Source organism: Kocuria himachalensis (assembly GCF_054784195.1).
Genome location: NZ_BAAGPL010000031.1, coordinates 21759 through 36378, shown reverse-complemented (window position 1 = coordinate 36378; position 14620 = coordinate 21759). Strand labels below are relative to the sequence as shown.

General features: G+C 70.3%; 16 protein-coding genes. 11 read left to right on the top strand and 5 right to left on the bottom strand.

Going from position 1 to position 14620, the window contains the following annotated elements; translation table 11 throughout:
- The first annotated feature begins 72 nt into the window (after nt 1-72).
- Together ACYVM4_RS18020 and ACYVM4_RS18015 are read left to right on the top strand one after the other, a co-directional pair.
- A complete protein-coding gene (locus tag ACYVM4_RS18020; RefSeq protein ID WP_460669428.1) occupies nt 73-324 on the top strand; it encodes an FRG domain-containing protein in 252 nt (83 codons plus the stop codon).
- Nucleotides 236-751, top strand: coding sequence for a phosphatase PAP2 family protein (locus ACYVM4_RS18015; protein WP_460669427.1), 516 nt, complete (start codon nt 236-238; stop codon nt 749-751). Before ACYVM4_RS18020 ends, ACYVM4_RS18015 begins: the two co-directional genes overlap by 89 nt.
- 90 nt (nt 752-841) lie before the next feature.
- Here the strand turns inward: ACYVM4_RS18015 and ACYVM4_RS18010 are convergent, their stop codons facing one another.
- Nucleotides 842-1810 carry an NAD(P)/FAD-dependent oxidoreductase gene (locus ACYVM4_RS18010; RefSeq protein WP_460669426.1) on the bottom strand — a complete coding sequence of 323 codons (969 nt, stop codon included), beginning with the start codon at nt 1808-1810 and terminating at the stop codon, nt 842-844.
- A 357-nt stretch (nt 1811-2167) separates the two neighbouring features.
- Here ACYVM4_RS18010 and ACYVM4_RS18005 point away from each other — a divergent pair, with 357 nt between their 5' ends.
- From ACYVM4_RS18005 to ACYVM4_RS17985, 5 genes are all read left to right on the top strand, one after another.
- Nucleotides 2168-3151: a helix-turn-helix transcriptional regulator gene (locus ACYVM4_RS18005; RefSeq protein WP_368819903.1), complete on the top strand. Its 984-nt coding sequence runs from the start codon at nt 2168-2170 to the stop codon at nt 3149-3151.
- Nucleotides 3152-3424: 273 nt separating this feature from the next.
- Nucleotides 3425-4369, top strand: coding sequence for a helix-turn-helix transcriptional regulator (locus ACYVM4_RS18000; RefSeq protein WP_460669425.1), 945 nt, complete (start codon nt 3425-3427; stop codon nt 4367-4369).
- Between the two features lie 1024 nt (nt 4370-5393).
- A complete protein-coding gene (locus ACYVM4_RS17995; RefSeq protein WP_368819900.1) occupies nt 5394-5975 on the top strand; it encodes a dihydrofolate reductase family protein in 582 nt (193 codons plus the stop codon).
- A 287-nt stretch (nt 5976-6262) separates the two neighbouring features.
- On the top strand, nt 6263-6628 hold the full coding sequence (locus ACYVM4_RS17990; protein ID WP_460669424.1) for an ArsR/SmtB family transcription factor: 366 nt from the start codon (nt 6263-6265) through the stop codon (nt 6626-6628).
- Nucleotides 6625-7161: an SRPBCC family protein gene (locus ACYVM4_RS17985; protein WP_460669423.1), complete on the top strand. Its 537-nt coding sequence runs from the start codon at nt 6625-6627 to the stop codon at nt 7159-7161. Before ACYVM4_RS17990 ends, ACYVM4_RS17985 begins: the two co-directional genes overlap by 4 nt.
- 839 nt (nt 7162-8000) lie before the next feature.
- Here the strand turns inward: ACYVM4_RS17985 and ACYVM4_RS17980 are convergent.
- The 3 genes from ACYVM4_RS17980 to ACYVM4_RS17970 form a co-directional block, all read right to left on the bottom strand.
- Nucleotides 8001-8252, bottom strand: coding sequence for a hypothetical protein (locus ACYVM4_RS17980; RefSeq protein ID WP_460669422.1), 252 nt, complete (start codon nt 8250-8252; stop codon nt 8001-8003).
- 205 nt (nt 8253-8457) lie between these two features.
- Complete coding sequence (locus ACYVM4_RS17975; protein ID WP_460669421.1) at nt 8458-8613, bottom strand: hypothetical protein; 156 nt, start codon at nt 8611-8613, stop codon at nt 8458-8460.
- A 280-nt stretch (nt 8614-8893) separates the two neighbouring features.
- Nucleotides 8894-9346, bottom strand: coding sequence for a nuclear transport factor 2 family protein (locus tag ACYVM4_RS17970; protein WP_460669420.1), 453 nt, complete (start codon nt 9344-9346; stop codon nt 8894-8896).
- Nucleotides 9347-9889: 543 nt separating this feature from the next.
- Between ACYVM4_RS17970 and ACYVM4_RS17965 the strand changes: the two genes are divergently transcribed.
- The 4 genes from ACYVM4_RS17965 to ACYVM4_RS17950 all read left to right on the top strand — a co-directional run bounded on the left by ACYVM4_RS17965 (nt 9890) and on the right by ACYVM4_RS17950 (nt 13285).
- On the top strand, nt 9890-11101 hold the full coding sequence (locus ACYVM4_RS17965; RefSeq protein WP_368819894.1) for a MalY/PatB family protein: 1212 nt from the start codon (nt 9890-9892) through the stop codon (nt 11099-11101).
- A gap of 156 nt (nt 11102-11257) precedes the next feature.
- Entirely contained in the window at nt 11258-11389 is a 132-nt protein-coding gene (locus ACYVM4_RS17960) for a hypothetical protein (protein ID WP_460669419.1), read from the top strand.
- Between the two features lie 336 nt (nt 11390-11725).
- Entirely contained in the window at nt 11726-12133 is a 408-nt protein-coding gene (locus tag ACYVM4_RS17955; RefSeq protein ID WP_368819917.1) for a YciI family protein, read from the top strand.
- 6 nt (nt 12134-12139) lie between these two features.
- Nucleotides 12140-13285: an RNA polymerase sigma factor gene (locus ACYVM4_RS17950; RefSeq protein ID WP_460669418.1), complete on the top strand. Its 1146-nt coding sequence runs from the start codon at nt 12140-12142 to the stop codon at nt 13283-13285.
- Between the two features lie 52 nt (nt 13286-13337).
- Here ACYVM4_RS17950 and ACYVM4_RS17945 read toward each other — a convergent pair whose 3' ends face one another.
- Nucleotides 13338-14564 carry an ROK family transcriptional regulator gene (locus ACYVM4_RS17945; RefSeq protein WP_460669417.1) on the bottom strand — a complete coding sequence of 409 codons (1227 nt, stop codon included), beginning with the start codon at nt 14562-14564 and terminating at the stop codon, nt 13338-13340.
- Between the last annotated feature and the right edge of the window lie 56 nt (nt 14565-14620).

Here is a 14620-nt window from a genome sequence, read left to right as displayed (position 1 = left end):
GCTGATCACGGCCCCGACCCACAACGACTGGCAGCCCCCCGGCGGGGTGCTGCGGATCAACGTGGCCATTCGGTGGCCGATCGGGACCTGCACACCAACCTTTTCCGGCTCCGGGGGTCGACGAGCGAGCAGATCGAGCCGCACATCCTGCGGAACTTCCGCAAGTACGCCGCCCGGGACACCTCCCCGGGGGACTCGGACTGGAACTGGCTGTCTGTGGCCCAGCACCACGGCCGTGTCCGCTGTGGTGGTGCGCTACGGGTTGTCGGTGCCGGTGGCCATCGGGTGGTTGGTCTTGGCCGGGACCGTGTTGTGGGTTCATGACCGCACCTCGCGGCGTGCCGTGGTCTTCGTGTCCCTGCTGGTACCGGGTTGGGTGGTCACCGCTGGGATGAAGGTGGTGGTGGAACGGCCCCGCCGCCCCCGGGGTGTTGCCTTATTCGGGCAGTTGCAGGAGGTCGGTCCGCACAGCTTTCCCAGCGCCCACGCGGCGATCGGTGCCGGGATCGCGTGCGCTGTGGTCCTGGTGTTCTGCTGGCCTCGAGGGGTGGTGACACGGGTGGCAGGGATTCTCCTGGGCCTGTGCTTCGCCGTGACGGCAGGCTGGAGCCGGGTGTACCTGGGCGTGCATCACCCCGGGGACGGTCTCGGGTCGATCAGACTGACCGTGACCGCAGAGCTGGTCCGGTTGCCGGTGCTGGCCCGGCTGCTGCAGCCACCCGGACACGACAAGTCGGAACCGAGGCAGTGAAGTGAGCCCCATCGTCCTGGACTCCTTGCCTCGGGACTGACTGCGGCCGGCCTCAGCGCTGTGGGTCGCTTCACCGGTGACTGCCGGTGATCATTCGGTGGTGAACTGCTGGGTGGGTGGGGCCGAATCGGGCGCCTGGTCGGTGGTGCCGTGACCATGCAGGGAGGTGGCACAGGCGACTCCGGCGGCGACGCCCTGGGCCATGGCAATGGGCACAAGTTGCAGGCCCGGGGCGAGGTCCCCGGCCGCATAGACCCCTTCAACACTGCTGAGCTGGCACACGTTGACGACGACGTGCCCCTCGTCGTCGAGCTCGCACCCCAGCTGGGCGGCGAGGCCGTTGGTGGGGTGGTGGGCGTAGGAGAAGAACACCGTGGTGCCCTCCACCAGGCTCCCGTCGGCCAGCCGGAGGCCCTCCAACGCCCCTGGAGCCCCGAGCAGAGCTTCGGCCACGCCGTCCACGACCTCGATCCCGTGCCCATGCAGAGCCGCGCGCTGATTCTCGGCGAAGGCCCGGTCGGTGGTGTCGGTGACGACCCGCACGGTGTCGGCCCAATCCAGCATCTCCGAGGCATAGGCGGGCAGGTGACTTCCGGTGCCCAGCACGATCACCGCCTGACCCCGGACCTCGAATCCATCGCAGGACGGGCAGTGGTACACATCCGTGCCGTAGTGGTCCTCGAAGCCGGCGATCCGCGGGAACTGATCCCGCACCCCGGTGGCCAGCACGATCCGCTGGGCAGTGATCTCCATGCTGTCGACGGTGGCCAAGAACCCGCCGTCCTGGGTGCGTTCCAGGGCGGTCACCGTTCCGTCGTGGACGATCACGTGGGGGTACTGATCCAGCCCGGCGCGGGCCTCTGACAGTAGCGTGTGCGGGCTGATGGGGTCCCGGCCCAGCAGGCCGTGGGTGTGGTCGGTGGAGCGGCTGCGGTGCTGCCCGGCGTCGATCACCAGGGTGGAGCGCTGATACCGGCCCAGCCAGGTCGCCGCAGACAAGCCGGCGACACCACCACCGACGACCAGGGCATCAACAGCGGACGGCAGATCACGGCTCATCGGTTCTCCTCAGCCTGCGGCGGGCATGCCATCGGTGCTCTGAGCCCACCCTATGGGTGCCCTGGGCGCTGTGCCGAGGACGGGCGCAGACAGGTTGAAACAACCGGTGGGCTACCCGCAGCGACGGGGGACATCCGAGCGGTGGAGAAGGACACCGGTTGATGCAGGGAGGACCTAGACCGCCAAGCCGCACTTTACATATGGCCAGCTACCGGCCACTTTCACGAGGGCGCTTTGCAGTAGGAGTTCATTGCGTCGTGCGGCGGCCGCATCACGGGAGAGAGGTGATGTCGCTGCCTTGGCAATGAGCCGGTCGTGGGGGTTCCTCATGCTGGGGTTGGGGCATCGACGGAACCGATGGTGGCGCGTAACTTCGAGGGCATGGGGGAGAAGGTGCGCCGGTCGGTGTTTGACACCCGTGACCGGGCTGAGGGCCTGGCAGTGCTGGAGCAGATCTATGCCGTCCAGGGGGCGCGCCGGGGATCGGACGAGGACTTCTCCATGCGCGTGTCCACGGCCGGGGTCGGGCCGGTGAGCCTGGAACGGGTGTGCTGGCAAGGAACCCCGGCGGGCGGGGTCGGGGAGCACCCCGAGGTGCTGCGGGTCGGGCAGGTGCTGGGAGGGTCGGTCAACATTTCCAGTGGCCGGGACGTCCTGGCGTGCCAGGGCCCGTTCTTGTTGCCCCGGGGTCCTTACCTCAGCTGGTGGGAGGGTCTCGACATCCTGTCGCTGTCCCTGGACGCTGCGGTGGTCCAGGACCAGGCCCGGGCCCTGTCGGGGTCCGAGACGTTGCGCCTGGAGTTCACCGGGGCCGGCCCGGTGAGTCCGGCCCTGGGCCGGTACTGGTCGACCGGCGTCACCCATCTGAGCCGGAGCTTGCAGTCTGGTGATGAGGTCATGAGCAACCCGTTGCTGCAAGCAGAGATGACTCGGTCTCTGGTCACCGCTCTGCTGCACTCCTTCCCGAACTCGTTCCTGGAGCGCCTCCGGGCCCCCGCCCCGGAACCCCGGCCCGGTTCCAGGGGGGTGCGGCGGGCGGTGGCGTTCATCGAGGCCCACCTGGGGGAGCCGATCGGGATCGTCGAGATCGCCGCAGCCGCCCGGATGAGCCCCCGGGGATTGCAAGCGGCCTTTCGGCGTGAGCAGGGGACCACGCCCCTGGGGTATCTGCGGATGAGGCGGCTGGAGGCCGTCCACGCCGAGCTGGTGGCCGCTGATCCCGCGACGGGGGTGAGCGTGGCGGTGATCGCCGCCCGCTGGGGGTTCGCCCATGCCGGTCGGTTCGCCGCCGCCTACCGCGACCGCTACGGGCAGGCGCCCTCGGCCACCCTGCACACCTGAACGCGCCTCCGCACCTGCCCCCGCCCTGAAGGGGGGCCCGGTTGGGCCTTGTCAGCGGGGCATCGGTGATGCTCCGCTGACTGCTGAGGCCCCTGCTGGGGGCTGGTGCGCGCCTAAACTGGCACGAACATATCCACCGGCGTGCTCCCGGAGGGGGTTCCCGGCGCAGTGGCCGTCACGGATGCCGGTGATCACGGCCCGGGGGCGGGAGAGCACGCGCTGCCCGCGGGGAGACCGGCAACACTGCGGGGCGGGCCGAGGAGGGGAGAGCCGATGAGCAGCCGGCCGGTCCACCACGAGGCCACCGCCAGCGAGCCGGAGGCCGTGACGGAGCTGTTCGCCCAGCTCGGGGTGCGGTTCTCCTTCGATCCGGCCGGGCCCGGCTTCTCCTACCGGGAGACCCGGGACGGGGACGAGCACGTGAGCGTGGCCCGGCTGTCCATGGGTGGTGAGTTCTCGACCTGGGGCGACACCGAGGTCTTCGGCGTGGTCCAGGTGCGTGGGGCCCGCTACGACTGGTCGACCTCCGACGAGCAGGGGTCCGGGCTGGAGGAGCCGGTCCTGTTCCGTCCCGGACACCCGGCCCTGGTCGTGGCCAGGGCCTTGGAGGCCACCAACGTCTACCTCACCGCGGCCGTGCTGCAGCAGGTAGCCGACACGGTCTACGGCCTCGAGCACACACCGGTGGCCTTCGTCTCCTCCCGCCCGGCCAGCCCGGCCCTGGGACACTACTGGTCCGGGCTGGTCGGCTGGGCCGCCGAGGCCGCCGCACTCCTGGAGGAACCGTTGGTGCGCACGGACCTCACCCGTCGTCTGGCGGTGGGCATGCTGGAGTGCTTCCCGCTCACCGGAGACCGTGAGATCCGGTCCCTGTCGATGGCCGCCCAGGCCCGCCGCTATCGGATCGCCGTGGCGTTCCTCGACGACAACGCCCAACGGCCCATCACCGTCGAGGACGTCGCCCGCGCTGCCAACACCACCACGACCACCCTGCTGCGGGCCTTCCGGGCCCACCACCCCCTGGGCCTGACCCCGGCCCAGGATCTGCGGCGGGTGCGGCTGGCCGGCGCCCACGAGGACCTTGTCAATGGCGATCCCACGTCTGGGGACACGGTCAGAGCGATCGCGATCAGATGGGGCTTTCCCCACCCGGGCCGCTTCGCCGGCGCCTACCGCGCCGCCTACGGGGTCACCCCGCGCTGGACGCTCGAACGCTGAACTTCCGCCGGCCTCCACGGCTGCTGAAGGTCCTGCGCCGATACGGGACGAGGCCGTGGAGACACCTAGGATTCCTGTCGCACTGCCCCGAAAAGGAACGAATCACCAGGTGTCGACGACGGGCGAACACTGAGCAAATGCGACGTCGTTGACACCAGGGGGCACGGTGGGACAGGCCGCGTCGCCAATGCGCCCCCGGATCTCCGGGGCGATGGTCGAGCGTGGCGGGATGGGTCCCGACCGGGAGGCAGAGGGAAAGACAAGCAAACCTAGCGATGCCTTACATATGGCGGATTAGCGGTGGGTTGTGCCGCGGTGGAGGTTCGGTGACCGGCGCGGGTATTGTGCCTCGCCACTGGTAATTTCGATCTCGTGAGCGTATGGGGTCCGGATCCTGGAGTGCTTGCTCTGCCGTCAGGGCGGCTTATTCGCGGCCGCGGCCTGCGCCACCCGCTGCCTGACGGTGACCTCCCGGACTTCGGGGTCTATCTCCTCAGCGCACAGCCGCCCTCCATACCTTGGGATGCCCGGTGGGTTCGCTGGCCGGACTTCTGGTTGCCCACCGACCGTAGCGACGCGCGTGAGGCGCTGATCGAAGCGTGGGGCCGAGCGGGCGCGGAACGGGTGGAGATCGCGTGTGGTGGTGGGAGGGGGAGGACCGGCACCGCATTGGCTTGCGTGGCGGTGCTGGATGGCGTGCCCGCCGATGCGGCAGTGGCCTACGTCCGCCAGTACTACGACCCCCGGGCGGTCGAGACTGCCTGGCAGCGCCGATACGTCGCCCACTTCCCTGCGCTTTGAGAGCCCTGTGGCTGGTCGATCCGCTGATGAGCCGGCCGGACCTACCCGCAGGTGCTCACCGCCGACGCGTGAGCTGGGTACAGATGGTGCAGTAAGGGGTCCCTGCGCGAACATCGCGGCCAGGTGCTGGACAGCCGGCCGCGGCCGGCCGATTAGTTTCGTACTAGAGCGACAGCTGGCGGCACGCTAGTTTGGGGCCAACCCCGGAAGCAGAGGAGGGCCCGTGGGCACGGTGGTGATGTACAGCTCGGTGTCGGTGGACGGCTTCATCGCCGACGAGAACGACCAGCCCGGGCCACTGTTCGACTGGTTGCTCAGCGGTGACGTGCCGTTGGACGAGAGCGGGGCGTTGAAGGTGTCGCAGGAGTCCTACGACTACACCAAGCCGTACTGGGACCGGATCGGGGCCACCGTCGTCGGCCGCCACGTCTTCGACATGACGGAGGGCTGGGACGGGAAGCCTCCGGGCGGGATCGAGCACGTGGTGGTCGTGACCCACCGGCCGGCGCCCGAGGGGTGGGACCCCGAGGCGCCGTTCCACTTCGTCGATGGCGTCGAGGCAGCCGTGGCCACGGCGCAGGAGCTCGCCGGTGAGCGCATCGTCGAGGTCGCCGCCGGCGAGGTCGGTGGCCAGGTGTTTGCCGCGGGCCTGGTCGAGGAGGTGCGCATGGACGTCGTACCCGTCGTGTTCGGGTCCGGCAAGCGCTACTTCGGGTCGGTCCGCGCACAGCACCTGCTGGAGGATCCCGACGTGGTGATTCAGGGCAACAGGGTGCTTCACCTGCGCTATCGGGTGCGCCGTTGACGGGCCTGCCCCCGGTTCGCTTGGCTCCTTGGCCTACCGCGTTGCAGTAGGGGTTGGCCTGTGGAACACGCCTGCCGTCCGGTGTGCCAGGCGCACGAGTCCAGGGTGTTGTTGACTCGGGCCGGAGCCGTGACGCCGTGCCGCAGGAGCCAGGGGACATCTCCATCCCCGATCACCCACAAGGGCCCCGCCGTGGTCGCCGGTGCTGTTGCCGCCTTGGGGCATGCCCCGCAGCAGCCTCCCGCGACATCTGGCGGATTGGTAACTGACTGGTTACCATAAGAGTCGTGGACGTGTTCATGGCCCTGGGGGACCCGGTGCGGCGGGCTCTGCTGCGGCGCCTGGCCGAGGGGCCCGCTCGGGTGGTCGACCTCGCGGCCGATCACGACATCAGCCGTCCCGCGGTCAGCAGGCATTTGAAGGTGCTCGGCGACGCGGGCCTCGTCGCCGGGCTCACGCAGGGGCGGGAACGCCACTACAGGCTGGTGCCCGCCGCCCTGGAACCGGTGGCCGCCCTGCTCGGCGAGCTCAGCGCCCGCACACCACGGGTCCCGGAGCACGTCCTGGACGGACTCGACCTCGAGGTCCGCCGGGCCACCCGCGACCGGACCGCTGCCCGGCCGATCCGCACCGAGAGGAAGGGCGCAGGATGACGACACCACAGGCCACCGGCCGGCCCGAGACCCGCCAGGACGGTGACTGGATCGTGCTCACCCGCCACTTCAACGCCCCCATCGAGGACGTGTGGGCCGCCGTCACGGACTCCGAACGCCTCGGGCGCTGGATCGGCACCTGGCGCGGTGACCCGGCCTCCGGCAGTGTCACCTTCCGGATGACCGCCGAGGACGGCATGCCGGAGGAAGAACACCACATCGAGGCCTGCGAGCCTCCGCGGTTGCTGCGCACGCGCGCCCGCAGCGAGGGCCTGGACGGACAGGACCACGACTGGAGGGTGGAGATCCGGCTCACCGAGGACGGTTCCGGCACGACGCTGCACTTCGGCCAGATCCTGCCGAAACCGGAGTGGGCGCACAGCATCGGCCCCGGCTGGGACTACTACCTGGACCGACTGGTGGCGGCCGAGACGGGCGGGGACGTCGCCGCGATCGACTTCGAGCGCGACTACTACCCCGCCCTGCTCCCGGCCTACCAGCAACGCTTCCCGGTCACCCCCGAGCAACCGTGACCAGCCAAGCTCGGCCACTGGTCCAGTCGCACGCCAAGGACTGCACGAACAGCTACTGAACTTTTCGTGACAACGGCTACCGGAGCGGCTCGGCGCCTCTCGCTTTACATATGGCCGGTGTTCAGCCGCTCCACGAGAACGAGATTGCAGTTGGGGTTGGCCCAGCGTCACTTTCGTACTTCTTTTACCAGCTCCGCCGGCCGCGGGGTGTCATCGGTGGTGATCCCGGGCGGTATCCCTCCTCGACCTCGGCCTGTCTCAACCAGTTCCGCGAGGTATCGGCATTGATCCCCGGCTGCTGCCCGATACGCGCCAGCGCACCGACCATCGTCGCCGGTCCCGTCGCGCCTCGACCGCCATCCGGGTCGCACGCTCACATAGTTCCTACGGGTATGTTCTCGGCGTTGCCATGCCCCTCATTCCTCTATGGAGTGAAAGCCTCCAACAGACCCGTCTCGGGACACTTCCCGGTCTTTGTCGACCAGGTCCTGAAAGGGGGCCGGTCCTGCGCGCAGTATGGTGGGCACCCGGTCCCTCGCCCGGCTCACCCGTACACAGGCACCGTTTCCACGGGGGAGCCGGACCAGTTCTGCCGCCCTGTCGAACAGCTCGTGAAGGCCGGTGTCTCTGGTACCGCCCCGCGGGTCGTGCTGGTCAGCGCCCGGATCCAGCGCGCCCTGGTGGCGGTCACGCACTACGGCGCCCTCGGTCGCGTGATCGCAGCCCGTGGGGGCCTTCCTCGTGAGGTTGCCCCGTCCGGGGGCGGGCCCTGTCCTGATGGGCGTGCTGACGGTGCTTGCACCCTCCTCACGGGGATGCTGTCACCGGGGAACAATGGGTCAGGAGTCGTCGTCCTGGCTCCACAGCCAATGCAGGTAGATGGCGCCCCAACCCGGGCCCAAGGCGTCCACCAGGGCGTTGGCCACCGTGCGGGTGTCCACCCAGAGGTACCGCTGACCGATCCGCGTCGCTTCCTGGCAGATTCTCTCCGAATCGTGGCCCTCGTGATGCAGGGCGACCACGGCTTCACCGACCCGGGCCTCGAAGAGCCGTCGATCTGTCAGGGGCACGGGCTCAAAGGTGATGGACATCAGACTCCCTCAGAACAACGGTCGCCCAAGGGAGCCGGAGTTGCTCCCACGAGCAGCTCCGCAAATGGTGGAGACATAGTAATCAACATCACACGCGAATGGCTATTCGAGGCGTGATCTCATGTGGTAGCCGTCATGACGCTCATAGGAGCAGAGCAAGCCCCCCACGGCAACGGTGTAGCGAACTCAGACGGATCCACCGGAATCAGGGGTGGGGGCTGACCGCCACCGACAGCTCTCCGGGCAGCTCGTCGAGGTACTCGGAGGTGGTGGTCACCGCAGAGTGACCCAGCGGCTGGGCGACGACGTTCAAGTCCCAGCCCTCGGTGAGCATCAGGGTGGCTGCGGTGCTCCCGGACATTGCCCGCGGGAATGATGATGCAGTTGAGATTCCCCTGCGGGCATCGTCGGGTGACGCAGATTGTGCGAACGGGCATGGTCGGTGACAAGACCTGGAATCGGGCAGCGACCCTGCAGCTCGGTCTCCCGCCGTCGACGACCAGCCCGGCAATGTTCAAACGGTGTTTCGGGGCCAGCGGCATCGGCGGAAGACACGTCGTTCCTCGGAACCAGGAAGGGCCAGCCACAAGGTTGGCCATCCCTAGCTGCTGTGGCTGGCAGGGGAGGGACTTCCGCCGTCGTCACCAGACAGGGAGCTCGCCCTCGCTGGGGGTGACGCGCAGGTCGGACTCGTCAATGGCGACGTCATTGATGGAGGCCTCGCGGCGGCGCATGTAGCCGAGTGCGTCGAATTCCCACAGTTCGTTGCCGTAGGAGCGCCACCACTGCCCGTCGCTGTCGTGCCACTCGTACTGGAACCGCACTGAGATCCGGTTGTCGGTGAAGGACCAGAGGTTCTTGCGCAGGCGGTAGTCGAGCTCGTGGTCCCACTTGTCGGTGAGGAAGGCGACGACCTCCGCTCGCCCGCGGAGGCGCTGGTCGCGGTTGCGCCACTCGGTGTCGAGGGAGTAGGCGCCGGCGACGCGCTCGGGGTCACGGCTGTTCCAGGCGTCTTCGGCGGCCTGGACCTTGGCGAGGGCGCTCTCGTGGGTGAAGGGCGGAAGCGGCGGGCGCAGCTGATCAGAAGTGCTCATCTGCCCATCCTCCCGGGGCGCGGGGTACTCCCGCCAGCGGCGGGGAACCGCTGTACATATGGCCGGTCAGCGGTGGACCTGCTCGCAATGTCATCGAGATGGTTCTGGAGCTGGATCGACCTCGAATGAGGTGAACTGCGTTGTACAAGAGGTACCCGCGGGAGCTGTGGCGTCCTGGAACGCGTGACTTGGAGTCATTGATCAGGAAAATGCCGCCCGCGATGGAACGAACTCTGCTCCCTCGGCGTCGCAGCCCGCCCTCAGTGGCGGCGCGGCCACGCTGGCACCTGCCGCTGTGGATTCGGCATCGGTCGAGGTCATTTTCTCACCGTGAGAAGCGGGAGCTGGACAGCTCCCAGTGATGGCTTCAGCGACACCCTTCATGTTGGTCAACGCTGCCGGCCCGGTGTCGCTGGACGAGCACCGGTCGCGGGGACCGGCACGCACGGCAGGCTGTGGCATCGTAGGCGCTCAGCACTGGAGTTGTGACTCGGACGGTCGCCGGCCGCGTACGGTCGATCCGATGGCCAGAAAGGTTCCGTGATGATGGAAAAGCTGTCGAATCCACTGGAGACACTGACGCTGGATCAGCTGCGCCGGCGCACCAGCAGCAAGTGGCGGGCCCACCCCGAGGACGTGCTGCCGCTGTGGGTGGCCGAGATGGACGTCTTCCTCGCTCCGGCGGTGGCCCGGGCCGTGCACGAGGCCATCGACCTCGGTGACACCGGATACCCGGCCGGCACCGCCTACGCCGAGGCGCTGAGCGCCTTCGCGACGAGGCGATGGCAGTGGGACGGGATCGCCGTGGAGCGCACCGCGCTCGTGCCGGACGTGATGATGGGGGTGGTCGACGTGCTGCGCCTGCTGACCGATCCGGGGGACGCGGTCGTGGTGAACTCCCCGGTCTACGCCCCCTTCTACGCCTTCGTCTCCCACGACGCCCGCCGGGTCGTGGAAGCGCCGCTGGGCGAGGATCTGCGGCTCGATCTGGACGTCCTGGAGGCAACGTTCCGGCGAGCGGGGGCGCGCGGGGGCAGGGTCGCCTACCTGCTGAGCAACCCGCACAATCCGACCGGGACCGTGCACACCGCTCAGGAGCTGGCCGCGGTGGCCGAGCTGGCCCGCCGGCACGGAGTGCGGGTGGTCTCCGACGAGATCCACGCGCCCCTGGTGCTGCCCGGGGCCCGATTCACCCCGTATCTGAGCGTGCCCGGTGCCGAGGACGCGTTCGCGCTGATGTCGGCCTCCAAGGGGTGGAATCTCGCCGGTCTCAAGGCCGCCTTGGCCATTGCCGGCCCGGAGGCCGCTGCGGACCTGCAGCGCATGCCCGAGGAGGTCGGTCACGGGCCCAGTCACCTCGGGATCATCGCCCACACCGCTGCCTTCGCTGCGGGGGAGGCGTGGCTGGACGCGCTCCTCGAAGGCCTGGACGCCAACCGGGCGCTGCTCACCCGCCTGCTGGCACAGCACCTGCCGGGTGTGCGGTACACCCCGCCGCAAGGCACTTATCTGGCGTGGCTGGACTGCCGCCGGCTGGGCTTGGAGTCCGACGAGGGCCCCGAGGGGCTCGCCGTCGTCTCGGACATGGCCGCAACCGCCCGGATGTTCCTCGACCGCTCCCGGGTCGCCCTGAGCTCCGGACACGTCTTCGGCACCGGCGGGGCCGGACACGTGCGGTTGAACTTCGCCACCTCGCAGGAGATCCTCACCGAGGCGGTGACCCGCATGGGACGAGCCGTGCGGGACCTGCCGTAGCCGCACCGACCCCCGTGGTGGACCCGGGACCGGCCGTTCTGGCTCTCCGCCGTCTCCGGGGGCTTCGCCACGGTCCTGGCCGGCTCCCTGGCCGGGGCGGAGGGGCACAACTGGCTGGGCGTCGCCGGGTTCGTCACCGGCGCCTGCCTGATCGCCGTGGTCACCGCCCTGACGGCCGGGGAGACCAAGGACAGGACCCTGGGTCAGATCGACGACCTGCACACCACCCGCACCGAGGCGGTCGAGCTGGCCCAGCTGGACCAGTCCGTCACAGCGCCCACCGCCTGACGCCGCCACGCCGATCCGGCCCGGACCGCCGGACCGAGCGACGACCGCACGGGCTGTCCGTGTGCGCTGTGTCACCGAGAGCTGTCAGTACCGGCGCCCTGACGCATCCCGTGGTCAGGGCGCCGATCTGTGCACGGCCGTCCCGCAGACAGTCGAAGCAGCGCTGCCCGGAGCTCGGCGCACCCGATGACGGACACTTGGGCGCGCGGGACGTTCCATGACCCTTCGTGCAAGATCGCCGAAAGATGTCGCCGCGGGACGTCGAGAACCCGCCGACCGCTCCGTCCCTGGGGTGAGCACGGCCACAATGGGCCGTACCTCAGTGAGGAGAACATGATGGCCAAGTACCTGCTGCTCAAGCACTACCGGGGCGCTCCGGCACCGGTCAACGACGTGCCGATGGACCGGTGGACCCCGGAGGAGGTGTCGGCGCACATGCAGTACATGTCGGACTTCGCCGCCCGGCTCGAGGGCACCGGCGAGTTCGTCGACGCGCAGGCCCTGTCCCCGGAGGGCACGTTCGTCCGCTACGACGGCGAGGGGAAGCCGCCGGTCACCGACGGCCCGTTCGCCGAGACCAAGGACCTGATCGCCGGCTGGATGGTGATCGACGTCGAGTCCTACGATCGTGCGCTGGAACTGGCCGGTGAGCTGTCCGCGGCTCCGGGGGCGGGCGGCAAGCCGATCCACGAGTGGCTCGAGATCCGCCCGTTCCTGACCGCGCCGCCGACCATCACGGAGTGACGCACGGTGGACGAGGCACTGCTGCGGACCCTCACTCCCACCGTGATCGGGATCCTCGGCCGCCGCGGAGCCGGCTCCGCGGCGGCCGAGGACGCCGTGCAGGACGCCCTGGTCGAAGCGGTGCGCGTGTGGCCGGAGAACCCGCCGCGGGACCCGAAGGCCTGGCTGGTCGCCGTGGCCTGGCGCAAGTTCCTCGACGCCGCCCGCGCCGACACCTCCCGCCGGCGGCGTGAGATCCGCACCCAGGACGAGCCCGCATCCGGCCCGGCGGAGACCGCCGACGACACCCTCCAGCTGTACTTCCTGTGCGCGCACCCCTCCCTGACACTGGCCTCGGCGGTCGCCCTCACGCTGCGCGCGGTGGGCGGTCTCAGCACGCGGCAGATCGCGCGGGCCTACCTCGTGCCGGAGGCGACCATGGCCCAGCGGATCAGCCGGGCCAAGCGCACCGTCTCCGGCGTGCGGTTCGACCGGCCGGGTGACGTGGCCACGGTCCTGCGCGTGCTCTACCTCGTCTTCAACGAGGGCTACTCCGGCGACGTCGACCTCGCCGCCGAGGCGATCCGGCTCACCCGCCAGCTGGCCGCCGGGATCGAGCACGAGGAGGTGGCGGGGCTGCTCGCGCTCATGCTGCTCCACCACGCCCGGCGCCCGGCCCGGACCCGGCCCGACGGCAGCCTCGTGCCCCTCGCCGAGCAGGACCGCGGTCGGTGGGACACCCGCCTGATCACCGAGGGCGTCGACCTGCTCCAGGCGGCGCTCGCCCGCGACCGCCTGGGCGAGTACCAGGCCCAGGCCGCGATCGCCGCGCTCCACGCCGACGCCCGCACGGCCGAGGAGACCGACTGGGCGCAGATCGTCGAGTGGTACGACGAGCTGGTGCACCTCACCGGCAGCCCCGTGGCCCGGCTCAACCGCGCCGTCGCGCTCGGCGAGGCCAAGGGCCCGCGGGCCGGTCTGGCCGCCCTGGCGGGGCTCGACCCGTCCCTGCCCCGGTGCACCGCCGCCGCGGCGTATCTCCACGAGCGCGACGGCGACCCCGTGACCGCGGCTCGGCTCTACGCCGAGGCCGCCCGGTCGGCGCCCAGCCTTCCGGAGCGCGACCATCTCACGCGCCAGGCCGCACGGCTCAACGCCCGGTTCCGAGGGTGAGCGACCGGAGCCCGCGCGGCCCGGGGGCAGCCGGGTGTGCGGGCGGGCGCCCTCAGCCCGTGGCCAGGGCGGCGCAGGCGGCTTCGATGGACTCCGGGGACAGGACGTGGTCGATGGCCAGCACCGCCGCCCCCATGACGCCGGCCCGCTCCCCGGCCACCGAGGGGGCCACCCGTAGGTGCTCCGTGGCCAGTGGCAGGGACCGCCGGTAGACGACCTCGCGGATGCCGGCCAGCAGGTGCTCCCCGGCCTGGGCGAGGCTGCCGCCGATCACGATCACGGACGGGTTGATGAGGTTCACGCAGGTGGCCAGGACGTCCCCGATGTCCCGGCCCGCCTGGCGGATCGCCTGGACGGCCCGGGGGTCGCCGGAGCGGACGAGGTCGATCACGTCCTGGCTGGTGGCGAGCGTGCCGGGTGCCTGCTCGTTGAGCGTCCGCACGAGCGCGGGGGCGCCGGCCAGCGCCTCGAGGCAGCCGGTGTTGCCGCAGCGGCAGAGGAGCTCGTCGCCGCGCGGCACCCGGACGTGGCCGAGGTCCCCGGCGGTGCCCTGGGCCCCGCGCTGGAGGGTGCCGCCGGAGATGATCCCGGCGCCGATGCCCGTGGCCACCTTGACGAACATCAGCTCGGTGGTCTCGGGCCAGAAGAAGCTGCGCTCGCCCAGGGCCATGATGTTCACGTCGTTGTCCACCAGCACGGGCACGTCATAGCGGGCCTGGACGAGGGCGGGGACGTCCACGCGGTCCCACCCCGGCATGATGGGCGGGTTGATCGGCCGGCCCGTCTCGTGCTCCACCGGACCGGGCAGCCCGATGCCGATGGCGGCCAGTTCCGCGGCCGGGCGGTTCCCGCGCTCGAGCAGCGTGGCGACCGTGTGCACGAGCCAGCCCAGGACAGCCTCAGGGCCCTCGCCGATCGCGAGCGCCTCGCGCTCCTCGGCGAGCTCCCGGCCGGAGAGGTCCGCCAGGATCGCCCGGGCGTGCGTCGCCCCGATGTCCGCGCCGACCACCACCCGGGCGCCGGGCTTCAGGGCGAACAGCGACGGTGGGCGCCCCCCGGTGGAGGCGGCTCCGCCGTAGGGGGCGACGAGGCCCAGCGCCATGAGGGTGTCCACGCGGGACGCCACGGTGGAGCGGGCCAGTCCGGTCAGCTGGGCGAGCTCCGCCCGCGTCCTCGGGCGGCCGTCGCGCAGCAGCTGGAAGACTTCGCTCGCCCCCGGAGCGGGCGAGTCCGAGGAACGCGGCGCCGGCGCCGGCGCCGGCGGTGGACTCTGCAGCACTTTTTCAGTAGAGCACGCCCCCTTATGGGGGTCAAGCATGTCACAATCGCACAACC

Coding starts and splice junctions, on each gene's coding strand:
- ACYVM4_RS18010 (WP_460669426.1), bottom strand. CDS start 1,810: ATGAGCCGTGATCTGCCGTCCGCTGTTGATGCCCTGGTCGTCGGTGGT.
- ACYVM4_RS18005 (WP_368819903.1), top strand. CDS start 2,168: ATGGTGGCGCGTAACTTCGAGGGCATGGGGGAGAAGGTGCGCCGGTCG.
- ACYVM4_RS18000 (WP_460669425.1), top strand. CDS start 3,425: ATGAGCAGCCGGCCGGTCCACCACGAGGCCACCGCCAGCGAGCCGGAG.
- ACYVM4_RS17985 (WP_460669423.1), top strand. CDS start 6,625: ATGACGACACCACAGGCCACCGGCCGGCCCGAGACCCGCCAGGACGGT.
- ACYVM4_RS17980 (WP_460669422.1), bottom strand. CDS start 8,252: ATGTCCATCACCTTTGAGCCCGTGCCCCTGACAGATCGACGGCTCTTC.
- ACYVM4_RS17975 (WP_460669421.1), bottom strand. CDS start 8,613: ATGTCCGGGAGCACCGCAGCCACCCTGATGCTCACCGAGGGCTGGGAC.
- ACYVM4_RS17970 (WP_460669420.1), bottom strand. CDS start 9,346: ATGAGCACTTCTGATCAGCTGCGCCCGCCGCTTCCGCCCTTCACCCAC.
- ACYVM4_RS17965 (WP_368819894.1), top strand. CDS start 9,890: ATGATGGAAAAGCTGTCGAATCCACTGGAGACACTGACGCTGGATCAG.
- ACYVM4_RS17955 (WP_368819917.1), top strand. CDS start 11,726: ATGGCCAAGTACCTGCTGCTCAAGCACTACCGGGGCGCTCCGGCACCG.